The 17,174-nt window shown below is 60.1% G+C and carries 18 protein-coding genes; 11 read left to right on the top strand and 7 right to left on the bottom strand.

What is annotated here, in order from left to right:
- Window positions 1-25: 25 nt before the first annotated feature.
- The 6 genes from NKI24_RS16485 to NKI24_RS16460 are packed head-to-tail and all read left to right on the top strand — an operon-like array spanning window position 26 to window position 6,438.
- Window positions 26-1,021, top strand: coding sequence for an ABC transporter permease (locus tag NKI24_RS16485; protein ID WP_352746716.1), 996 nt, complete (start codon window positions 26-28; stop codon window positions 1,019-1,021).
- Between the two features lies 1 nt (window position 1,022).
- Window positions 1,023-1,808 (top strand): SDR family NAD(P)-dependent oxidoreductase, encoded by a 786-nt coding sequence (locus NKI24_RS16480; protein ID WP_023677038.1) that lies wholly within the window; start codon window positions 1,023-1,025, stop codon window positions 1,806-1,808.
- An 18-nt stretch (window positions 1,809-1,826) separates the two neighbouring features.
- The gene (locus tag NKI24_RS16475; RefSeq protein ID WP_352746714.1) at window positions 1,827-3,032 is read left to right on the top strand and encodes a CaiB/BaiF CoA transferase family protein; all 1,206 of its coding nucleotides are present in this window, start codon (window positions 1,827-1,829) and stop codon (window positions 3,030-3,032) included.
- 2 nt (window positions 3,033-3,034) lie between these two features.
- A complete protein-coding gene (locus NKI24_RS16470) occupies window positions 3,035-3,820 on the top strand; it encodes an enoyl-CoA hydratase/isomerase family protein (RefSeq protein WP_352746711.1) in 786 nt (261 codons plus the stop codon).
- Window positions 3,817-5,592: a CoA-transferase gene (locus tag NKI24_RS16465; RefSeq protein ID WP_352746709.1), complete on the top strand. Its 1,776-nt coding sequence runs from the start codon at window positions 3,817-3,819 to the stop codon at window positions 5,590-5,592. Before NKI24_RS16470 ends, NKI24_RS16465 begins: the two co-directional genes overlap by 4 nt.
- Before the next feature lie 12 nt (window positions 5,593-5,604).
- A complete protein-coding gene (locus tag NKI24_RS16460; protein ID WP_352455895.1) occupies window positions 5,605-6,438 on the top strand; it encodes an SMP-30/gluconolactonase/LRE family protein in 834 nt (277 codons plus the stop codon).
- A 31-nt stretch (window positions 6,439-6,469) separates the two neighbouring features.
- Here NKI24_RS16460 and NKI24_RS16455 read toward each other — a convergent pair whose 3' ends face one another.
- Together NKI24_RS16455 and NKI24_RS16450 are read right to left on the bottom strand one after the other, a co-directional pair.
- Window positions 6,470-6,811, bottom strand: a complete 342-nt coding sequence (locus tag NKI24_RS16455; RefSeq protein ID WP_352455896.1) for an antibiotic biosynthesis monooxygenase family protein — start codon at window positions 6,809-6,811, stop codon at window positions 6,470-6,472.
- 170 nt (window positions 6,812-6,981) lie between these two features.
- Entirely contained in the window at window positions 6,982-7,500 is a 519-nt protein-coding gene (locus NKI24_RS16450; RefSeq protein WP_352455898.1) for an EF-hand domain-containing protein, read from the bottom strand.
- A gap of 23 nt (window positions 7,501-7,523) precedes the next feature.
- Here NKI24_RS16450 and NKI24_RS16445 point away from each other — a divergent pair, with 23 nt between their 5' ends.
- The gene (locus tag NKI24_RS16445; RefSeq protein WP_352746705.1) at window positions 7,524-7,946 is read left to right on the top strand and encodes a DUF3606 domain-containing protein; all 423 of its coding nucleotides are present in this window, start codon (window positions 7,524-7,526) and stop codon (window positions 7,944-7,946) included.
- Window positions 7,947-7,979: 33 nt separating this feature from the next.
- Here NKI24_RS16445 and NKI24_RS16440 read toward each other — a convergent pair whose 3' ends face one another.
- Both NKI24_RS16440 and NKI24_RS16435 read right to left on the bottom strand, forming a co-directional pair.
- Window positions 7,980-8,528 carry a DNA-3-methyladenine glycosylase gene (locus NKI24_RS16440; RefSeq protein ID WP_352746702.1) on the bottom strand — a complete coding sequence of 183 codons (549 nt, stop codon included), beginning with the start codon at window positions 8,526-8,528 and terminating at the stop codon, window positions 7,980-7,982.
- A 103-nt stretch (window positions 8,529-8,631) separates the two neighbouring features.
- Window positions 8,632-8,961, bottom strand: coding sequence for a hypothetical protein (locus NKI24_RS16435; RefSeq protein WP_352746699.1), 330 nt, complete (start codon window positions 8,959-8,961; stop codon window positions 8,632-8,634).
- 227 nt (window positions 8,962-9,188) lie between these two features.
- Between NKI24_RS16435 and NKI24_RS16430 the strand changes: the two genes are divergently transcribed.
- From NKI24_RS16430 to NKI24_RS16420, 3 genes are all read left to right on the top strand, one after another.
- Window positions 9,189-9,716 (top strand): metallophosphoesterase, encoded by a 528-nt coding sequence (locus NKI24_RS16430; protein ID WP_352746845.1) that lies wholly within the window; start codon window positions 9,189-9,191, stop codon window positions 9,714-9,716.
- 50 nt (window positions 9,717-9,766) lie between these two features.
- Complete coding sequence (locus NKI24_RS16425; RefSeq protein WP_352746696.1) at window positions 9,767-11,065, top strand: cytochrome P450; 1,299 nt, start codon at window positions 9,767-9,769, stop codon at window positions 11,063-11,065.
- Between the two features lie 73 nt (window positions 11,066-11,138).
- Window positions 11,139-11,453, top strand: coding sequence for a hypothetical protein (locus NKI24_RS16420; RefSeq protein ID WP_352540042.1), 315 nt, complete (start codon window positions 11,139-11,141; stop codon window positions 11,451-11,453).
- A gap of 106 nt (window positions 11,454-11,559) precedes the next feature.
- Here NKI24_RS16420 and NKI24_RS16415 read toward each other — a convergent pair whose 3' ends face one another.
- From NKI24_RS16415 to NKI24_RS16405, 3 genes are all read right to left on the bottom strand, one after another.
- Window positions 11,560-11,793, bottom strand: a complete 234-nt coding sequence (locus NKI24_RS16415; protein WP_352449514.1) for a hypothetical protein — start codon at window positions 11,791-11,793, stop codon at window positions 11,560-11,562.
- A 305-nt stretch (window positions 11,794-12,098) separates the two neighbouring features.
- Window positions 12,099-12,929 (bottom strand): DNA adenine methylase, encoded by an 831-nt coding sequence (locus NKI24_RS16410; protein ID WP_352449513.1) that lies wholly within the window; start codon window positions 12,927-12,929, stop codon window positions 12,099-12,101.
- Window positions 12,930-12,969: 40 nt separating this feature from the next.
- A complete protein-coding gene (locus tag NKI24_RS16405) occupies window positions 12,970-15,375 on the bottom strand; it encodes a DGQHR domain-containing protein (RefSeq protein WP_352746691.1) in 2,406 nt (801 codons plus the stop codon).
- Window positions 15,376-15,841: 466 nt separating this feature from the next.
- On the opposite strand from NKI24_RS16405, the gene NKI24_RS16400 reads away from it, so the two are divergent.
- Window positions 15,842-17,101 carry a hypothetical protein gene (locus tag NKI24_RS16400; protein ID WP_352746688.1) on the top strand — a complete coding sequence of 420 codons (1,260 nt, stop codon included), beginning with the start codon at window positions 15,842-15,844 and terminating at the stop codon, window positions 17,099-17,101.
- Window positions 17,102-17,174: the final 73 nt, after the last annotated feature.

Here is a 17,174-nt window from a genome sequence, read left to right as displayed (position 1 = left end):
TGACGCTTCGCAAAGGGACCAAGCGATGAGCCTGGCAAGAACCGACACCATGAAAGCTGGGCCGTCCATGCTGGCGCGGCTCGTCGCGCGCCAGGAATTGGCATTGCTCCTCTGCCTCATCCTGGTGATCGCGTTCTTTTCCTTCACCGCCGAGAATTTCTTCTCCGTGCGCAACATCACCAATGTGCTCGGTCAGGCTTCGCTGGCGCTGACAGCCGGCATCGGCTGCGCCATCGTCTTCATATCAGGCGAGGTCGACATCTCGATCGGCTCGCTGCTGGCGACCATCGCCCTGCCGCTGATCATCATCATGAATGACACGAATTCTCTGCTGCTCGGCATCAGTGGCGCGCTGCTGTTCGGGCTGATCATCGGCGTCGTGAATGGCTATCTGACGGCCTACGCCGGCATCAACTCGCTGATCGTGACCCTGGGCACGATGTTCATCATGCGCGGCGGCGTTTATCTCTATACCGGCCAGCGCGCTATTCCAGACGATGCCGCGCTCGACAGCTTCATCGCGCTGTCGGACGGCCGCCTGTTCAACGTCGTTCCCTATTCGGCTGTCATCGCCATCGTCCTGCTCGCCGTCTTCGCCTACGTGATGCAGCACCGGCCGTTCGGGCGGCAGATCTATGCCGTCGGCGGCAATCCGGAAGTGGCACGGCTGGCGGGTTACGACGTGCGCCGCGTCAAGTTCACCTGCTTCATCATCAGCGCGCTGCTGGCAACGGTTGCCGGCATCATCCTGGCAGCCCGCGTCGGTTCGGCGCAGCATACCGCCGGGCTGAATTTCGAGTTCCAGGTCGTTGCCGCCACCGTGCTCGGCGGGGTGAGCCTTGCCGGCGGCATAGGCAGCCTGACCGGCATGGCGCTCGGCGTGCTGATCCTGCAGTTCCTGTCCAACGGGCTGCGCGGTCTCGGCCTGCCGACCGAGTGGCAACTGGTCATCACCGGCATGATCATCATTGCCGCCGTCGCCTTCGACGAAGCAAAGCGCCGGCGCGCCATTGGAGGCTGATATGGATCGTCTCAAAGGGAAAACCGCAATCGTCACTGGCGCCGCCGACGGCATCGGCCACGCGATCAGCGAGGCGATGGCAAGGGAAGGCGCGCACGTCTTCCTCGGCGACATCGCCGACGAGAAGGGTGAAAAATTCGCAGCCGAGCTGCGCGCCGCCGGCCACCGCGCCGACTACATCCATTGCGACGTGGCGGAGGAGGCCGACATCGCCGCCCTGATCGACGCAGCCGTCGGCAAGACCGGCCATCTCGATATTCTCGTCAACAATGCCGCCATCGCCATCGGCGGCATGCCGGTTCACGAAATGAGCGACGAGCAGTGGCACCGGCTGATCGCGGTCAACCTCACCAGCGTGTTCCGCGGCTGCAAATATGCGCTGCCACATATGATCGCGCAGAAATCGGGCTCGATCATCAACATGGCCTCGGCGCAAGGGCATATCGGGCTCGACGGCTGGACCGCCTATGCCGGCGCCAAGGGTGCGGTGATGGCGATGACGCGCCAGATGGCGGTCGAGTTCGGCCCGCTCAACATCCGCGTCAACTCGATCTCGCCCGGCACCATCAACACGCCGATGAACGACAAATTGGTCAAGGAGATCGGCGGCAATCTCGCCAAGGCCTGGGTCAAGATGCATCCGCTCGGCCGCATCGGCAAACCGTCCGAGGTGGCCGAAGCCGCCGTCTATCTGGCCTCCGACGCCGCCGGCTTCACCACCGGTACCGACCTGCGCGTCGACGGCGGCCTCACCGCGGCACCCCGCTACGTACCCGACCTGCTTTGACAACCAACGAGACATGAAATGAACAAAGCCCTCGAAGGCGTCCGCATTCTCGATTTCAGCCATCTGCTGCAAGGGCCGTTCGCCACGCAGCTGCTCGGCGACATGGGCGCCGACATCATCAAGATCGAGCGTGCCGGCGCCGGCGACATGTTCCGCGGCATGACCTTCTTCGCCAAATGGGTCGGCGGCTCCGAAAGCCCGAATTTCCTCGCCTGGAACCGCAACAAGCGCTCCATCGCGCTCAACCTGAAAAGTCGCAAGGTGCATGCCATCATCATGGACATGGCTGAGAAGGCCGATGTGGTGGTGCAGAATTTCCGCCCCGGCGTGCTCGCCAGGCTCGGCTATGGCTACGAGGATTTCAGGGCGGTCAATCCCGCCATCATCTATTGCTCGGGTTCCGGCTATGGCGAGGAGGGCCCCTACGTCGAGCGCCCCGGCCAGGACATGCTGATCCAGGGATTGTCCGGGCTGATCTCCAACACCGGCCGCGGCGATCAGGCTCCTGTTCCGGCCGGTGCCGGCCTGGCCGACCAGATCGGCGCCATGAACATGGTCTACGGCATCCTGTCGGCGCTCTACTATCGCGAGAAGACCGGCAAGGGCCAGAAGATCGAGGTCAATCTGCTCGCCGGCATGCTGGCGCATCTCAATCAGGAATATGTCGCCGTGCTCAATCTCGGCGAGGATTTCGTGCGCCCGAAGTCCGGCATCGGCCACCCCGGCATGCAGGCGCCGTTCGGCGTCTATGAAGCGAAGGACGGCGGCTATGTGTCGATCGCCATGAGCCCGTTCAAGACGCTGTATGAAGTGCTGGAGGCGCCGCAGCTTGCCGTCTACGACGATCTGAAGACGCTGTTCGACAGGCGCGACGAGGTGTTCGACAAGGTCAACGCCGAAACCAGGAAGTTTGCCACACAGGACCTGCTGGCGCGGCTACTGGCAGCCGACATCTGGTGTGCCGAGGTGAAGGACATAAGGCGCGCAGCCGAGGACCCGCAGGTCAAGCACCTGGGCATGATCACCAGCTACGATCATCCGCGCGGCGGCAAGGTCAGGGTGGTCGCGCCGGCGGTCAAGATGAGCGAGACGCCGGCTACCATAGAACGGCCGGCGCCGCTGGTCGGCCAGCATGGCCGCGAGATACTGGCCGAGTTCGGCCTCTCCAGCGACGAGATTGCAGCGCTTGAGGCGTCCGGCGACATGACCGTGGATGCTGCCTGACGATGAGCGTTTACCAGACACTCACCTTGGAAATGTTCGGGCGCGTCGCGGTCGTCACCTTCCGGCGCGCCGATCAGCTCAACGCCATGAACCGGCTGATGCAAAGCGACATCACCGAGGTTTTCGAGGCGCTGTCGCAGGATGACAGCGTCGGCGCGATCGTGGTGACAGGCGAGGGGCGCGGCTTCATGGCCGGCGCCGACATCAAGGAATACGCTGCCCAGACAGCTATCGAGTTCGACGCCTTCCAGGCCGCCGGCACGCGTATGTATGCGGCGGTCGAGAACAACGGCAAGCCGGTCATCGCCGCGGTCAACGGCTTTGCGCTCGGCGGCGGCATGGAGCTGGTGCTGTGCTGCGACATCGTCATCGCCAACCAGTTCGCGAAGCTCGGCCTGCCCGAGATCAAGCTCGGGCTGGTCCCCGGCGGCGGCGGCACCCAGCGCAGCGTCCAGAAGCTCGGCCGCAACCGCGCCAATTTTCTGCTGATGACCGGCGCCATCGTGCCGGCTTCCGAGTTCGTCGGCGCCGGTCTGGTCAACGAAATCGTCGATGCCGAAAGGCTGATGCCGCGGGTGCTGGACCTTGCCGAGATGATCGCCGCCGAACCGGCCGCAGCGATCGAAGGGCTGAAAGCGCTGACCGCGCATGCCGTTTCGGGCGATCTGGCCGACGGCATTGCCATGGAGCGCGATGTCCTGGGTGGCCTGTACCGCAGCGAGACCGGCCAGCGGCGCGTCAAGGAATTTGCTGAAAAGAGCGCGCCGCGGCCGAAGGCTGCGAAATGACGTCCCTGGTCAAGCAAAACCGGCCGCGCTTCACCGATGTCGAGGGCCTGGCCGCGATGGTCGGCGGCGGCGACGTCTTCGGTGTCGGTGGCCATCATTTTGCCCGGCTGCCGATCGCCTTGTTGCGGGCCATCGCCCGCTTGGGCGTCAAGGATCTTCGCTATGTCTGCTGGGCCGGCGGCCTGCCGCTCGAACTGCTTCTCGAAGCGAATGCCGTGGCGGAGGTCGATATCTGCTTTTCCAGCCTCGATATTTTTGGCTTGCCGCCGCGCTTCCGCGCGGCTGCCGAGACCAATGCCGTGCCGGTCCGCGACTGGACGGCGCTGGCCATGATCCAGGCGCTGCGGGCGGGGCAGCAGAACCTGCCGTTGATGCCGTTTCAGCTTCCGGAGGGTTCGGACATGCTGGCGCGCGTGCCGGGTGCGATCGCCGCGCCCGATCCGATCGCGGGAATCACGACCGGGATCATCCCGGCCTTGCGGCTCGATACGTTCGTCGTCCATGCCCAGCGTGCCGACGAGAGCGGCAATGTCCAGATCATCGGACCACGGGCGCTGGATTTCGCCATGGCCGGCGCGGCGCGCGAGGTGCTGGTGACGGTCGAGGAGATCGTCCCGGTCGGAGCGCTGCGGCATGATGGTCGGCAGAGCATTTTGACCCGCAACCAGGTGTCGGCGATCGCGCTGGCACCAGGCGGCGCCTATCCCGCCTCCTGCCTGCCATTCTATGTGACGGATTATCAAGCGTTGGCGGGGGCGTTCGCGGCCAAGGAAATACCTTTGTCGGACAGCCTGAGCATGCCTTCGGAAGGCGTGCCGGAGCGGGTTCAAGACGCTGCAAAAGTCCGCGCTGAAACAGTCCTCGCAATGCCCAGGCTCGTGCACGGCAACAAGGAGGCGTCCATCGACGAGATCATCGCCGCCCGCATTGCCGCTGAGCTCGACAATGAGAGCTTTGCCAGTGCCGGCGCGGTGTCGCCGCTCGCCAATGTCGCCTACCGGCTGGCCAAAGCGACGCACGCGCCGGACATGATCATCGCCACCATGAGTTGCGGCCATCTCGACATAGCACCGAGCCCGATGATCCTGTCGCTGATCGAAAGCCTCGATTGCGAGACGGCGGTGGCGCATGCCGGCGGCGACGACACCTATTCGACCTACTACCAGGCCGGCGCGGTGACGCATGAGATCGTCGGTGCCGCGCAGGTCGACCGCCGTGGGCGCGTCAACACCATTGCGCTGCGCAAGCGTGACGGCAGCCTTATCCGGCTGCCGGGGCAAGGCGGCATGGCCGACGTCGCCAACATGCATCGCGATTATCTGCTCTACGTCCCCCGCCATTCCGTGCAGTCGCTGGTCGAGACGGTCGAGATTGCCAGCTCGGCGCGCGGCCTGTTGACTGAGGCCGAACGCGAGCCGATGGGCTATCGGACCGGCGCGGCATTGGTGTTCACCGACCTTTGCGTGTTTCGGCTCGACTGCGAGAGCCGGCAATTGGCCGTCATCGAGACCATGCCGGGCGTGACGCGCCAGCAGCTCCAGGATGCCACCGGCTTTGCCCTGACATTCGATGCCGATTGCCGCCAAGTTGCGCTACCGTCGAACGAGACGCTCGACATCCTGCGAAACCGCATCGACCCGCTCGGCCTGCGCCGCCTCGAATTCGTCAGCGCCAGGGAGCGCAGCGCCCTGACCGCCGAGATCCTGGCCACCGACCGGCGGATGGTCGAGCGCTGCATCGCCGCACAGCGGTCGCATACTGCACCGGATTGAAGAGGGCGGCGCATGGCAAAGCCGTTGCTCGAAATGTCGGCCGCGAGGGTCTTCTTCGATGGCATCTTCACCAGCCCGCGCGTCGCCCATCCGGAAGGCGTGGCCATCCATCGCGACGGCTCGATCTGGTGCGGCACCGAAACCGGCGACCTGCTGCGCTTGGCCGCCGATGGCAGCTCGGTCGAACGCATGGGCGGTACGGAGGGCTTTTTGCTCGGCATCGCCTTCGATAGCGCGGGAAACTGTTTTGCGTGCGATTTGAGACATTCGGCGATCTTTCGCTGGGATGCCGCGACGGCTGGTATGCAGCGCTTCGCCTCGGCCGGCATCCGCGTGCCGAACTATCCGATCGTCGACGAGACACGCGGCTGGCTCTACGCTTCCGACAGCGTAGGCGAAGACAACCGCTCCGGCATTTTTCGCTACGATTTGAAGACCGGCGAAGGCGGCCTGTGGTGCAGCGAGACCATGGCCTTCGCCAACGGCATGGCGATGGCGCCGGGTGGCGATGGGCTTTACGTCGTGGAAAGCCATGCGGCCTGCGTCAGCTATGTGCCGATCCTTGCCGACGGCACGGCAGGGTCTCGCCAGCTCGTTGTGGAGGGCGTGAGCAACGTTCCCGATGGCGTCGCCTTGGCGCCGGACGGGTCGCTGTTCATCTCGTGCTACGAGCCGAGCCGCATCTATCGTTGGCGAAAACACAGCGGGCTCGAGGTGCTGATCGAGGATCCGGCGGCAACGACGCTCGCTCATCCAACCAACATCGCCTTCAAGGGCGACAAGCTCTACACCGCAAATCTCGGCCGCTGGCACATCACCGAGATCGATTTGAAGGCGATTTCCTAGATCGGGCCGAACCGGGCGGCGTTCCTCAGGGCTATTGCAGGCGGCCGTGACTGGAGCGGATGCGCAACACCTGCACCCGCAACGGCAGCTCGATCAGGAACTCTTCGTCCCGCTCCAGATGGTGGATTTTCGTCGGATCGCCGCCGGTGAACGCCGCCATCGCCTCGACGTTTTCCCAATAGGAGATCGTCACGAATTCCGAATGGGTCGGCGTGTCCTCGCGAAAGGTCTGCACGCCCAGGGCCTTCTCGATCAGCGGCTTGATGCCGGCCTCGTAATTGTAACTCTCGTAGGCATCTGCCTTTTCAGGCGCGGTTCTGCCGCGCCAGATACGAGCGATGGTCGGCGTTTTCTCCGTAGCTTTCTCTGTCATGGCCAATGAATTCCTGCTGGTCTGCTTGGTCCGCGGCGTTCGGCAAGGCCAGCCAAGGAACGCATCTCCCCGGCTGGCAGCCTGGTATCCAGTTGCCGGCGACTTTTTATCCTCCCCGGCCGACGAGCTCGCGCTGCCCCAGACAGGCCTCCTGCCGACCGGTAGGAGACTTACTCCTGATCCTCGGCGCCGCCTCCGTGGAAGAAGGACCGGATTTCCTGCATGTCGACGCTGCCGTCACCGTCCTCATCGACGGCGTTGAATATCCGCCCGACGAAATCCTGGACTTCGCTCTGAGAGAGCGCGCCATCGCCGTCCGCATCTACTATGGCGAACATCATTCGCATCTTCGCGCCATGCATCCCGCGTGCAATGCCAGCGCGGCCTCCCATCTCCCAACCTCGGTCAGGCGGGCCCATCCTGTAGCCGCGATGCCAGCGGTCGGGACCTCGCCGTTCCTCCCGGGGCGCGCGATCTTCCTGCATTCTCTCCTCCAGCATCTCGGTCATCATCTGGCGCATCATATCGCGCATGGCATCCTGGCTCTGCCCGCTCATTGCGGGCGACTGTTCGGCGCCACGATCCGGTGCCGCCGCGGCGGGCGCAGGTGGGCTCGTCTGGCCGAATGCCGGCGCGGCCAACATGGCCAGCGCCGCGGCAATTACGGTGGTTTTGCTTGCGAGCGTCATCGTATTCTCCATCGGTATGAATTGTGGCCGAATATGTCTGCATCCAAGCCAAACCGGCTGCTCGCCTCATGGTTCCTGGGCAGTCGGCACAACGGCGGAAAAGTCCGCCCGATCGCGGCAACGAAAGCTCGTTGTCCACGTTGCCATGGATGGATGCGACGCTCCACCAGGAGGAAAAAATGGCCGACGATAAGAGCAAGCGAGATTTCCGCGAGCGCGACCGCGTTGCTGCGGAAGACGACCGTGAAGTCGAGTATTTTGCCCAACAGAACGGCGTCACGGCCGACCAGGTCCGCCAGCTGATCAAGAGCTTCGGCAATGATCGCGGGCGCCTGACCGTAGCTGCGAAGGCATTGCGAGGGATTTCACCTGCCGGAGCCGACGAGGTGACCAGGGAAGCCCGCCAGCAGGCGACACCCATGCATCTCGGTAAACCCGACGAGTGATGCCAGGCAGCTGCTCTGCCGCTGCCGCGGGCGTCAGAACCTGCGGCTCAAATAGTCCGAGCCGCGCAGTCCGAACCGCCACTCGGCATCGACAGCCTTGGAAATGCCGATCCGGCGGCCTGTCAGAACGGCGCCGGCTTCGCCCGGCTGCCTGAATTCGAATGGCGGCACGTCCAGCGGCAGCCCGTCATGGGATTTGTCGATTGCCAGCGCCTGGCAAAGGCGGCCCGGTCCCGAGCAAAGCAGCCGGGGGTCGTCGACGCCGCGATTGGCCCGCATCACCTCCAGCCCTAATCGCAGTTCGATTGCGCGGATAAGCACGGCACTGCCGGGCAGGCACACGGCATTGAGACACCAGTGCAGGCCATAGGAGCGATAGACATACGCGCTGCCCGGGGCACCGAACATTGCGCCGTTGCGCACGGTCCTGCCACCGAAAGCATGCGAAGCCGGGTCATCCGGGCGATAGGCCTCGGTCTCGACGATGACGCCGCCAACGCCGTGCACAAGCAGTGTGGCGCCGATCATGTCGCGCGCCACGGTGGTGGCGTCACGGGCAAAGAATTGATGGGTGGTGGTCATTATGCAGCAGACTCGATCGCGCCTGAACCTGGCGCGTCAGCAAGGTCCCGGACCGGAAACAAAATGTCCAGCCATCGCGCCGCCGAACCTGGGGCAGCGGTATTCAGCGCAGCATGGCCGCGCCGATGAAAACTGCAGCGGCCAGCACGACGATGGCGGCAATCACCAGGACCGGCCAATATCTGCTCGGTTGGACGTCGGGCTCATCCTTCAGCGGGCGCATCGCATTGGCATAGCTCGCCTGGTTGGTAAACTTCGGCGTTTCATGGCGCGCGGCAGGGCTCTTCGGCGGGGCGTTGCCGGCTGATTCAGCGTCCGTTTCCATGGGAGCCGCAGCCGGATCGATGCCCGGGGTCTTGTCCCCTTCGCGCCCGGCGTCGATGTCGCCCCGCGCTTGCGCCGGGCTTCGCCCAAGAGGTTCTGCGTCGGTCATCGTCGAGGTCCTTTCAGAGCATCGGCGTCAAGCATTCTAACCTGCGTCTCATTTCAAAGTTCCCCCGTTTCAAAGTTCCCCCGTTTCAAAGTGCCAACGAGCGGGAACCGCCTAGGCCTGCTTACAGGAACAACCGGCGATCGAGCTGGTTGAGCAAGCATCGGGAGAGCAACATGGACTTGGTGCGCCACGCGCCCAGATCGGCAGTTCGAAACAGGCTCCAGCGCATGATCTACTTCACCGCCGACACGCATTTCAGCGACCCGCGCATTTTGCGCATCGACCGCCGCCCGTTCGGCTCGCTGGCGGAACATGACCGGTCGCTCATTGCGTTCTGGAACGAGACTGTCGGGCCGGACGACGAGGTCTGGCATCTCGGCGATTTTGCCAGGGGATCGGCCGCGTTCGTGTCGTCACTTCTGGCGTGTCTTCATGGCAGCAAGCATTTGATCATCGGCAACAACGATGCTGCGGCCACCATCGAGGCCACAGGTTGGGCGAGCACGCAACACTACAAGGAGCTGGCGCTCGACGGCAGTCTGCTGATCCTTTGCCACTACCCTTTTCGCACCTGGAACCAGATCGGCAGGAAATCGATCGACCTGCATGGCCATTCCCACGGCAGGCTGACCCCGGTCACGCGCCAGTATGACGTCGGCGTCGACAGCTGGGATTTTCGTCCGGTCACGCTGACCACCATCCTTGCCGGCCGCGGCCGAAGGGCGGCGCGGCAAAGCCGTCAAAAAGTCGAGTGATCGAAAGTGCCGGCCGTGCGTTGAGGAATTTCAACGCCAGGGAGCACGCCATGAACAGACGTGAACTGATCGATGCCGACGGCGGCAATCATGCCGCAAAACCCATTCCGCGCGCCGCGTTCGATAGCACCTTGGCCCTGCTGCGCGAAGGCTATGACTTCATTTCGGCCCGCTGCCGGCGCATGAACACCGACATCTTTGCCACGCGCCTGATGCTGCGGCCGGCAATCTGCGTCCGCGGTGCCGAGGCTGCCGAGATGTTTTATGGCGGCGACCATTTTACCCGAATTGGCGCGATGCCGCAGACCACGCTGCGTCTGCTGCAGGACAAGGGCAGCGTCCAGGCGCTCGACGGCGCCGCTCACCGCCACCGCAAGGCGCTTTTCCTGTCGATCCTGTTGGATGGTGACCAGATCGAGCGGCTCCGCGCAACCTTCCGTCGCGCCTGGCTCGACCGACTGGAAGACTGGCAGCGGCGTGACGAGATCATCCTGCTCGACGCCGCAAACCTCGTCCTGACCCAGGCGGCAGCGGATTGGGCCGGCATCCCCGCCGACAAGGATCGCGCCGAACTCTGCCGCGAGCTCAGCGGCATGGTCGAGAACGCCGGCGGCGGCATCGGGCCGTCGACCATGCTGGCGCTGTGGCGGCGCCGCCGGACCGAACGCACTATCGGCGAGCTTGTACGGCGCGTTCGAAGCGGTGCGCTTGATTTGCCGGCAAACAGCCCGGTCCGCCTGGTCAGCGAATATGTCGATGCCGAGGGAATGCCGCTCGATCTTGCCAGTGCCGCGGTCGAGATCATCAACATCATCCGGCCGGTTGTCGCCATCGGCCGCTTCATCATGTTTGCGGCGCTGGCGCTTCACCAGCACCGCCAATGGTGCGATAAGTTCGCCGCCGGCGATGACGACGGGCTGGAAGCCTTCGCCGAGGAGGTTCGCCGGCTCTATCCGTTCTTCCCGTTCATCGGCGGCCGCGCCCGCCACCCCTTCGAATGGAAGGGCTACCGCTTCGGCAAAGGCGACTGGGTTCTGCTCGACCTGCACGGCACCAACCACGATCGCCGCCTGTTTGTGGAGCCGGCCCGATTTATCCCGGAGCGCGGCTTGAGCTGGAAAACCCACGGCTTCGACTTCATCCCGCATGGCGGCGGAGATCGGGCGACTACCCATCGCTGCCCCGGAGAAGCCGTCACCGTCGCGCTGATCATGGAAGCGGTTCGCCTGCTGACGCGGTCGATGGCCTACCAGGTGCCTGATCAGGATATGACCGTCTCGCTTGCCCGCATGCCGGCGCGGCCGAAATCCGGGTTCAGGATAGATAATGTGCGGCGAAAACCCGGCTGAAAGGCTGCCGGTCGAACCGGAACCTCTGCGGAGCTGAGGCGTTCGAAAATTGCAAGGCGTAAAGGCAAACGCAATGGCTCAGAAGATCACGACAGGCGCGAACGACCGGCCGCGCAATGAAACCATCGGCCAATCCGGCGAAGGCCTGCCGGACGACAGCAGCAGGCCGCTCGAGGTCGACGAAGGCTGGGTCGCCCGGCTGAGAAACAAGCTGCAGGGCAAGCCCCGGCAAGCCGGTCAGACCAACACGGACGAAGTCCCCGCAGGCACTCCAGGCGCTGGCGAGAATATTTGCCGCCGCTGTGCAGGGTCAGGCATGATCGACGGCCGCACCTGCCCCGAATGCGGCGGAACCGGCAAGGTGACGACGCCGATAGGCGGAGGCTGAGCAATTCCAGGAAAAGTGTGAAGCGGTTTTCCGTCCGGTATTTGCGTCAAACAATAAGATAGACCGGTTCTGCGTTTCCGCGGAACGATGAACCGTCCAGCGCCGGTCAGATCGCCGGCACCCACTTCCAGAACACGCCTTCCTTGCGGTTGGGGTAGTGCTTGAACTCGCATTCGAAGCGCCAGCCGTAAGTCTTGGCGGCGGCAAGTGCTTCCTTGCTGACCGGGTTCATGCCGGTTCCCGGCGCAAACCAGTCCTCCAGCAAGTCGTCGGGGATATAGGCGCCGATCCTCAAAGGCAGCTTTTCGAGGACGAAATCCATTTCGGGTGGTGCGGGCACGGGGCGCTCCTTCGATCTATCTCACGAAGAAGTCGTTCGAGGCCGATTGAGTTCCAAGGCGATCGGCGGGATCGAAGATGACCGTCGTGAGGGGGCAGGGCTGGATTCGACCTTTGGCTTACGAATAGCCGAAATAGAAATCGGCAAATCGCAAGTTTAGCGCACCCGACAGGATTCGAACCTGTGACCTCTGCCTTCGGAGGGGAACGCTGCTGAGCTGCGGTGCGAATCGCCCAACGCTAGCCCGCAGATTCGCTTACCATTTCACCGGAGCGAGCCCGGTCTCGTTGGAAAGCCACAACATGTTAGCGCCCGCCTGCGCATATCATCAATTCTTCCACGGATGATCTACTCGCGGCGCTGGCCGCTATCACACTTGCTCGTGCCAGCGTGGTTTGCTCACCAACTCCGGAATACAGATCGCGAACTGACTCGTGGTTGGCATTTAGCACCATTATCGAGGCACCGCGCCCAGCGGCCCTGACTACAGCGTCGCGAAGCCGAATCTGATCAGCCCAAGAGAAGATCTTGTCGTTGTATTTTATGAACCCATTGTAGTTATGCTTTACCGTATATGGAGGATCAACAAATACGAAATCGTCTGCCTCTGCCATGTCAATGGTGCTCTCGAAATCGGTCACAGACAACGTGGCCGATTGCAAAGAAACGGACGTCTTTTCAAAATCGTCTGTCTGCATGATTACGTCAGTCTTTGTACCAATTGGAACGTTAAACTGATTGCGCAAATTAACCCGGTATAGGCCGTTCCAGCAAGTTCGGTTCAAGTAAATGAACCATGCTGCCAGCTCAATCGACGGCTTCGGCTTCACCGCCCGTGTAGCGTAGTAGTGACTGTCACTATGTCGAGCGTGATGGTATCGCAGCAATCGGCCAACCTCTAAAGGTGCATCACGGATCGCGCTATAGGTAGTTATCAAATCCAAATTCAGATCGCTTAAGAAAGCTTTCTGGGGACGCAACGCGAAGAAAACAGCAGCGCTGCCGAGAAATGGCTCGATATAGCGCCCCTTAAATTCCGGGACAAAATGAAGATGATTTTCGCAAAACCACCTCTTCCCGCCGGCCCATTTTAGAAACGGGACAACAATTTCGTCCGTTTGGAATGTCCAGCTCATTCGGCTTACCTTGTCCCCACGATCCGAAGATTGATTCTCACTAAAATTCATCGATAGGGATTTCCGCCGCTTCGCAGCGCTCGTAAAGGACGCCCTTTAACCAAACAAGAAAATTTAGATCGTCATCCGTCAGTTGCCTGTATATTGAACTGTGTGAGGCAACATTCCTAATGTCATTGAACTCTTTTATCCAGTCAACGTGGTATTCCTTTGATTTTGGATTAATGCTAACCAGTGGAATGCTGAAGATTGTCTTAAAGTACTCCCAATTTCCTTTCTGTTTTATAATCGTCTCGAAATCTATTAGGTGTAAGTACGCCTCCTTCGGAGCTCGCTTTTCCGGTCTAACTTGTTGCTGGGCGTTATAGGCCGCTTGTTTTATCTTGCTATCAGCGATTCCGAGCTCCCAGTACTTCTTCTCCCCAGAAGGAAGTTCGTCTTTCCCATAGATGTCCTTCAATTTTTCAACTACGACGCCAGAAATAAGCTTCGTCATGTCTTCGACGTCGAGTTTTGCTTGAGCGCGCCTCTCGTCGTTTGACTTTGCTTTATAATCGCGAAATTCGTCGGGTCCAAATGTTGGCGTCTCAGATGTGATCAAATCGCAGAGGTGAAAGAAGTAGTCACGAACGCCACCCTCGCCGTATTGCTTAGCAAATCGAGCTTCAATGTCTACCGCATCGGCGGTCTTGAGCCAATCGATCAGTGGCTTACAAAATTTGGCTACGCAGGCGTCAATCTCATCGAGTGATGCAAGAACAGGATCGATCTTTCCTGCAGCATGCTGGAATCTCAGTACTTCATTAAGCAGCAAAAGATGCGCTCGTATCCCAGGGTTTGTAACGATATGCGCGGTACGCCCTGCCGCCCATTTTTCGGGAACAGCATCTTCAATCCTTCTAAAATAGCTATTTATTGCTCGTCTCGCCCGATCGAGAGTGCTGGAATCGGTGGCATCCGAAAGATATCCACCAAGACGAACCTTCTTAACGACGCGACCTAGGAGTTGGGATCGCTTCAAACCCTTCTGAATCTCAGGCACCGTCAGCACTTGCGCATCAGACGCTGGCACACCCGGAGTTTGGAAACGACCATAGAAAGGGCTCGTTGAATCTAGCGCCAACTTCCGAATGAGAAACGATGATATCGCTGACAGCGCTTCATCGGGATCGTCACTGCCCATTTGAAGGTCGGCCTGCAGGGCCACTAAAAGGCTCGCCGGGACGCTTTTCTGCTTGTGGTTTATCGTTATGAAAAGTTCAGCCTCCTTTACGGTGGCCATTTGCTCGAACGCGACAACAAAAAGCGGTTGTTTCAAATATTCTTCCGGCAGGTTTGTGAATCCAAGCAGCCGGTGCTGACCATCAATTACCCAAGCGCTTTTGAACTTGTTTGGCAGAACCAAATGGCCAAATTTTAGGCCCTCTATTGTGTTGTCGGATTTAGAGAGAGGCTCAAAAACACATGGATCGGTGAAGTTAATAAGGATGTTTGTAGGAAAATAACCACCGTCAGTGATAAATTTTCCGATGCTTTGAAGTCGCTTCTTTTCAACCATGCGCTGGTAAGCGGGAGTGCCGTCGGGGTTGTTTAAAGCATGATGGTTGACAAATGCGATCTTAAGAAGATGGCCAGCTGGAATAGTAAACGAGTAAAAGTTTTCTGTTCCAAGTCGTCCCTTGACGGCGGGGACCTTGTATCCGCTTAAGGCAGGAATCTCTTGGCCCTTGAGGAACTCGGCCAAGAACTGATATTTTCCTGCAGAGCCGACGTGCTTAATAAAAGCTTCAAAATACTGAAGCTCGTTTTCGGTTATTATGCGTATTCCTTCTCCAGAAGCTCGCGCGACGTCCGGCTCTGTCCACACTATATTGTCAGTGACATAGATCCATACAATTTTTGGATTATACCCTTCGCCAAAATGGGACCGAATGGCATTTGCGACGGACTTTTTTAAGAACGCGGTCTCATGCAGGTCCTTCTGCAGTGACTTCCTGCCACGGACCTCCTTCGACTTGCATTCAAAGACAAGCGCCGTCTCGGAATCTTTCGCGAAAACGTCAATCTGTTTGGTACCCGTCGAGCCGTCGGTTCGCGAATACGAGATTTTGAAAGCTCCACCGTTCAGGACGGAGTAACCCATATCTCTGCACAGACACCAGACACGGTCCTCCAAACTTGCGGCTATGGATTTAGCCTTTTGGACGACCGTCACACGCTTCTGACGTCTGAGAACTTTCCAGCCCTTGGCCTCCGCGTCGTCAGTGTCCGCGATGTGTACTGTCTTTTTTACAATAGGGGATCTGCGTGTCTTGTAGGCTTTGGCAAGAGCGAGGCTATCGATAAGCAATGGCTTGAGTGCAATCGAAACCGATTTAACGTCAATCCTTGTTGTTGCGAGGGCGGCTTCGCTTTCGGCTGCTTCTGCGTAGGAGATGTCCGTCATTCTTTCTCTCCGCTCGCGATTCGGATCATAGTAGTAACTCATGGAATCATTTATTGAGGTGAGGTCAACTGTTCGCTGGGATTGTCCCGCCTTTCGTGATTGCTTTTCGTTCGTTCTACGTCACGAGCTAGAGCATGATGCGCCCCGAATCGGGCATCTTCGCCACATTACGAAACGGCCACCGGACCTGATAGACAAATGCATGACCATCTTAGCGCCCGGCGGAACGGGGAATTCCATGGGATTGTTTTTCGTTCTGATTGTCATCCGACACCGCTGACTTCGCCTGGAGAACGGGAAGATGAAGAATGAACCAGCAGAGTGGTGACTTGATGTCTATCGATGTCTACTGTCGTACGCTATGGGCGTTACACTACCACAAGGGCTGAAAATTGCGGGGTATCGAGTTACCCTTTTCAAGGAGGCTCTCCGTGCTTTCCGCCGAACTCGCTCGCCGAACAGTTTTGTGGAGTTGAAGAGCCTCTTTGGTAATTCCCGCAACGGAGCCGTCGTTTTCGAGGAGTGCCTTGATCGTGGCCTGATCGTGGAAAAGGAAAGTCGGTACGAACTGTCCGCAGCGGGCGAAGCAATTGCCGACGCTAAGGCAACGAAGCGAGCGGCCCTTTCGCGTGCACTGAAGCTTATCGACGAACTGCTTGATCGCGCGGCAGCGCTAAATGCAGATACCAATGGCGCGAGCTTCATCGATCAAGTCTGGCTTTTCGGCAGCACGATGCGGGCTGAGGAAACTGTCGGGGACATTGACATAGCTCTTACTACCAGTAGGCGACCACCCTTTGACGCAGACTGGAATGCCATGAAGGCACACGTCAAGCGCCTTCTCTTAGCTCACAAGGACGTGCCCCGGGTCTTGTGGAATGAAGAAAATTGGCTGATCGAACGAGCGTTGTTCGGCAAACGCCGGCACCCCCTTTTCGCCGGCGTGCGTGTCGGCATTTCTGACCTGCAGCAGCTCGGGGTGCCGTGCCGCCTGATTTTCGATCGTGAACGTGGAGGGCGTGTCGATGATAATATCTTGGCTCGTCATCCGAATTCGCCAGGAAGAAGCAAGGAAATCGATCCTCCACGCCCACTCCCTGATCTCGCGCCCGCACCCTTGCGACCGATGGACGGCCGATGGGCCGCAAATCACCAGCCGTGGGGCACGATCAGTCCTTATCACATTTTCGGGAGTTGGAATGACGCTGCGCATGGACTCTTCGCTAGCTACCCAGAAGGTTTGAGAGTCGTCGGAGACGGTCATTGCCTGTTCAAAATCGAATGGACGCCGAAGAGACTTCAGCACGTCGGACTTGATGGCCGCGCCAAAGTTGCGATTTTCAAACAAAGCTGGTGGGGCGGCCTCAGCCTTGTCCTCTGCCGCGAGATAATAGTCGGTGACGAGGTGCAGCTCATCGCGAGCTTTGAAGCGCTTCAACTCCTTCGAGTGCGATCACAGGTTTGGGGCCTTCTCGATGATGTAGCGAGCGCCATCGCTTTAATTCTCGCCGCAGACGCTGAGAGGATCATCCGCCGGGAAATGGAGCAAGGACGCACGAGACAAGTCAGAATTTCGCTGAATGGCGCTGAGCTCAAGGAAACAATACGTGGCCAGGTTCTCGCGACGGTCGGCGACCGTCTCGTCGAGCGCCGTGTCAAAATCGAGCCCGAGGGCTGGAATGGCCAGCCGGTGCAGATCTCGACTTCTGAATTGTGCGCGGCCTGAGACATAGGTGACGTTTTGTACCGGACACATGGGTAACACTTTTGGCTTTTGGCCGGAGGTGTTGATGCCGTGG

It is taken from the genome of Mesorhizobium sp. M0701, assembly GCF_040320365.1.
GTDB lineage: Bacteria > Pseudomonadota > Alphaproteobacteria > Rhizobiales > Rhizobiaceae > Mesorhizobium.
This window is presented reverse-complemented; position numbering and strand designations above follow the sequence as displayed.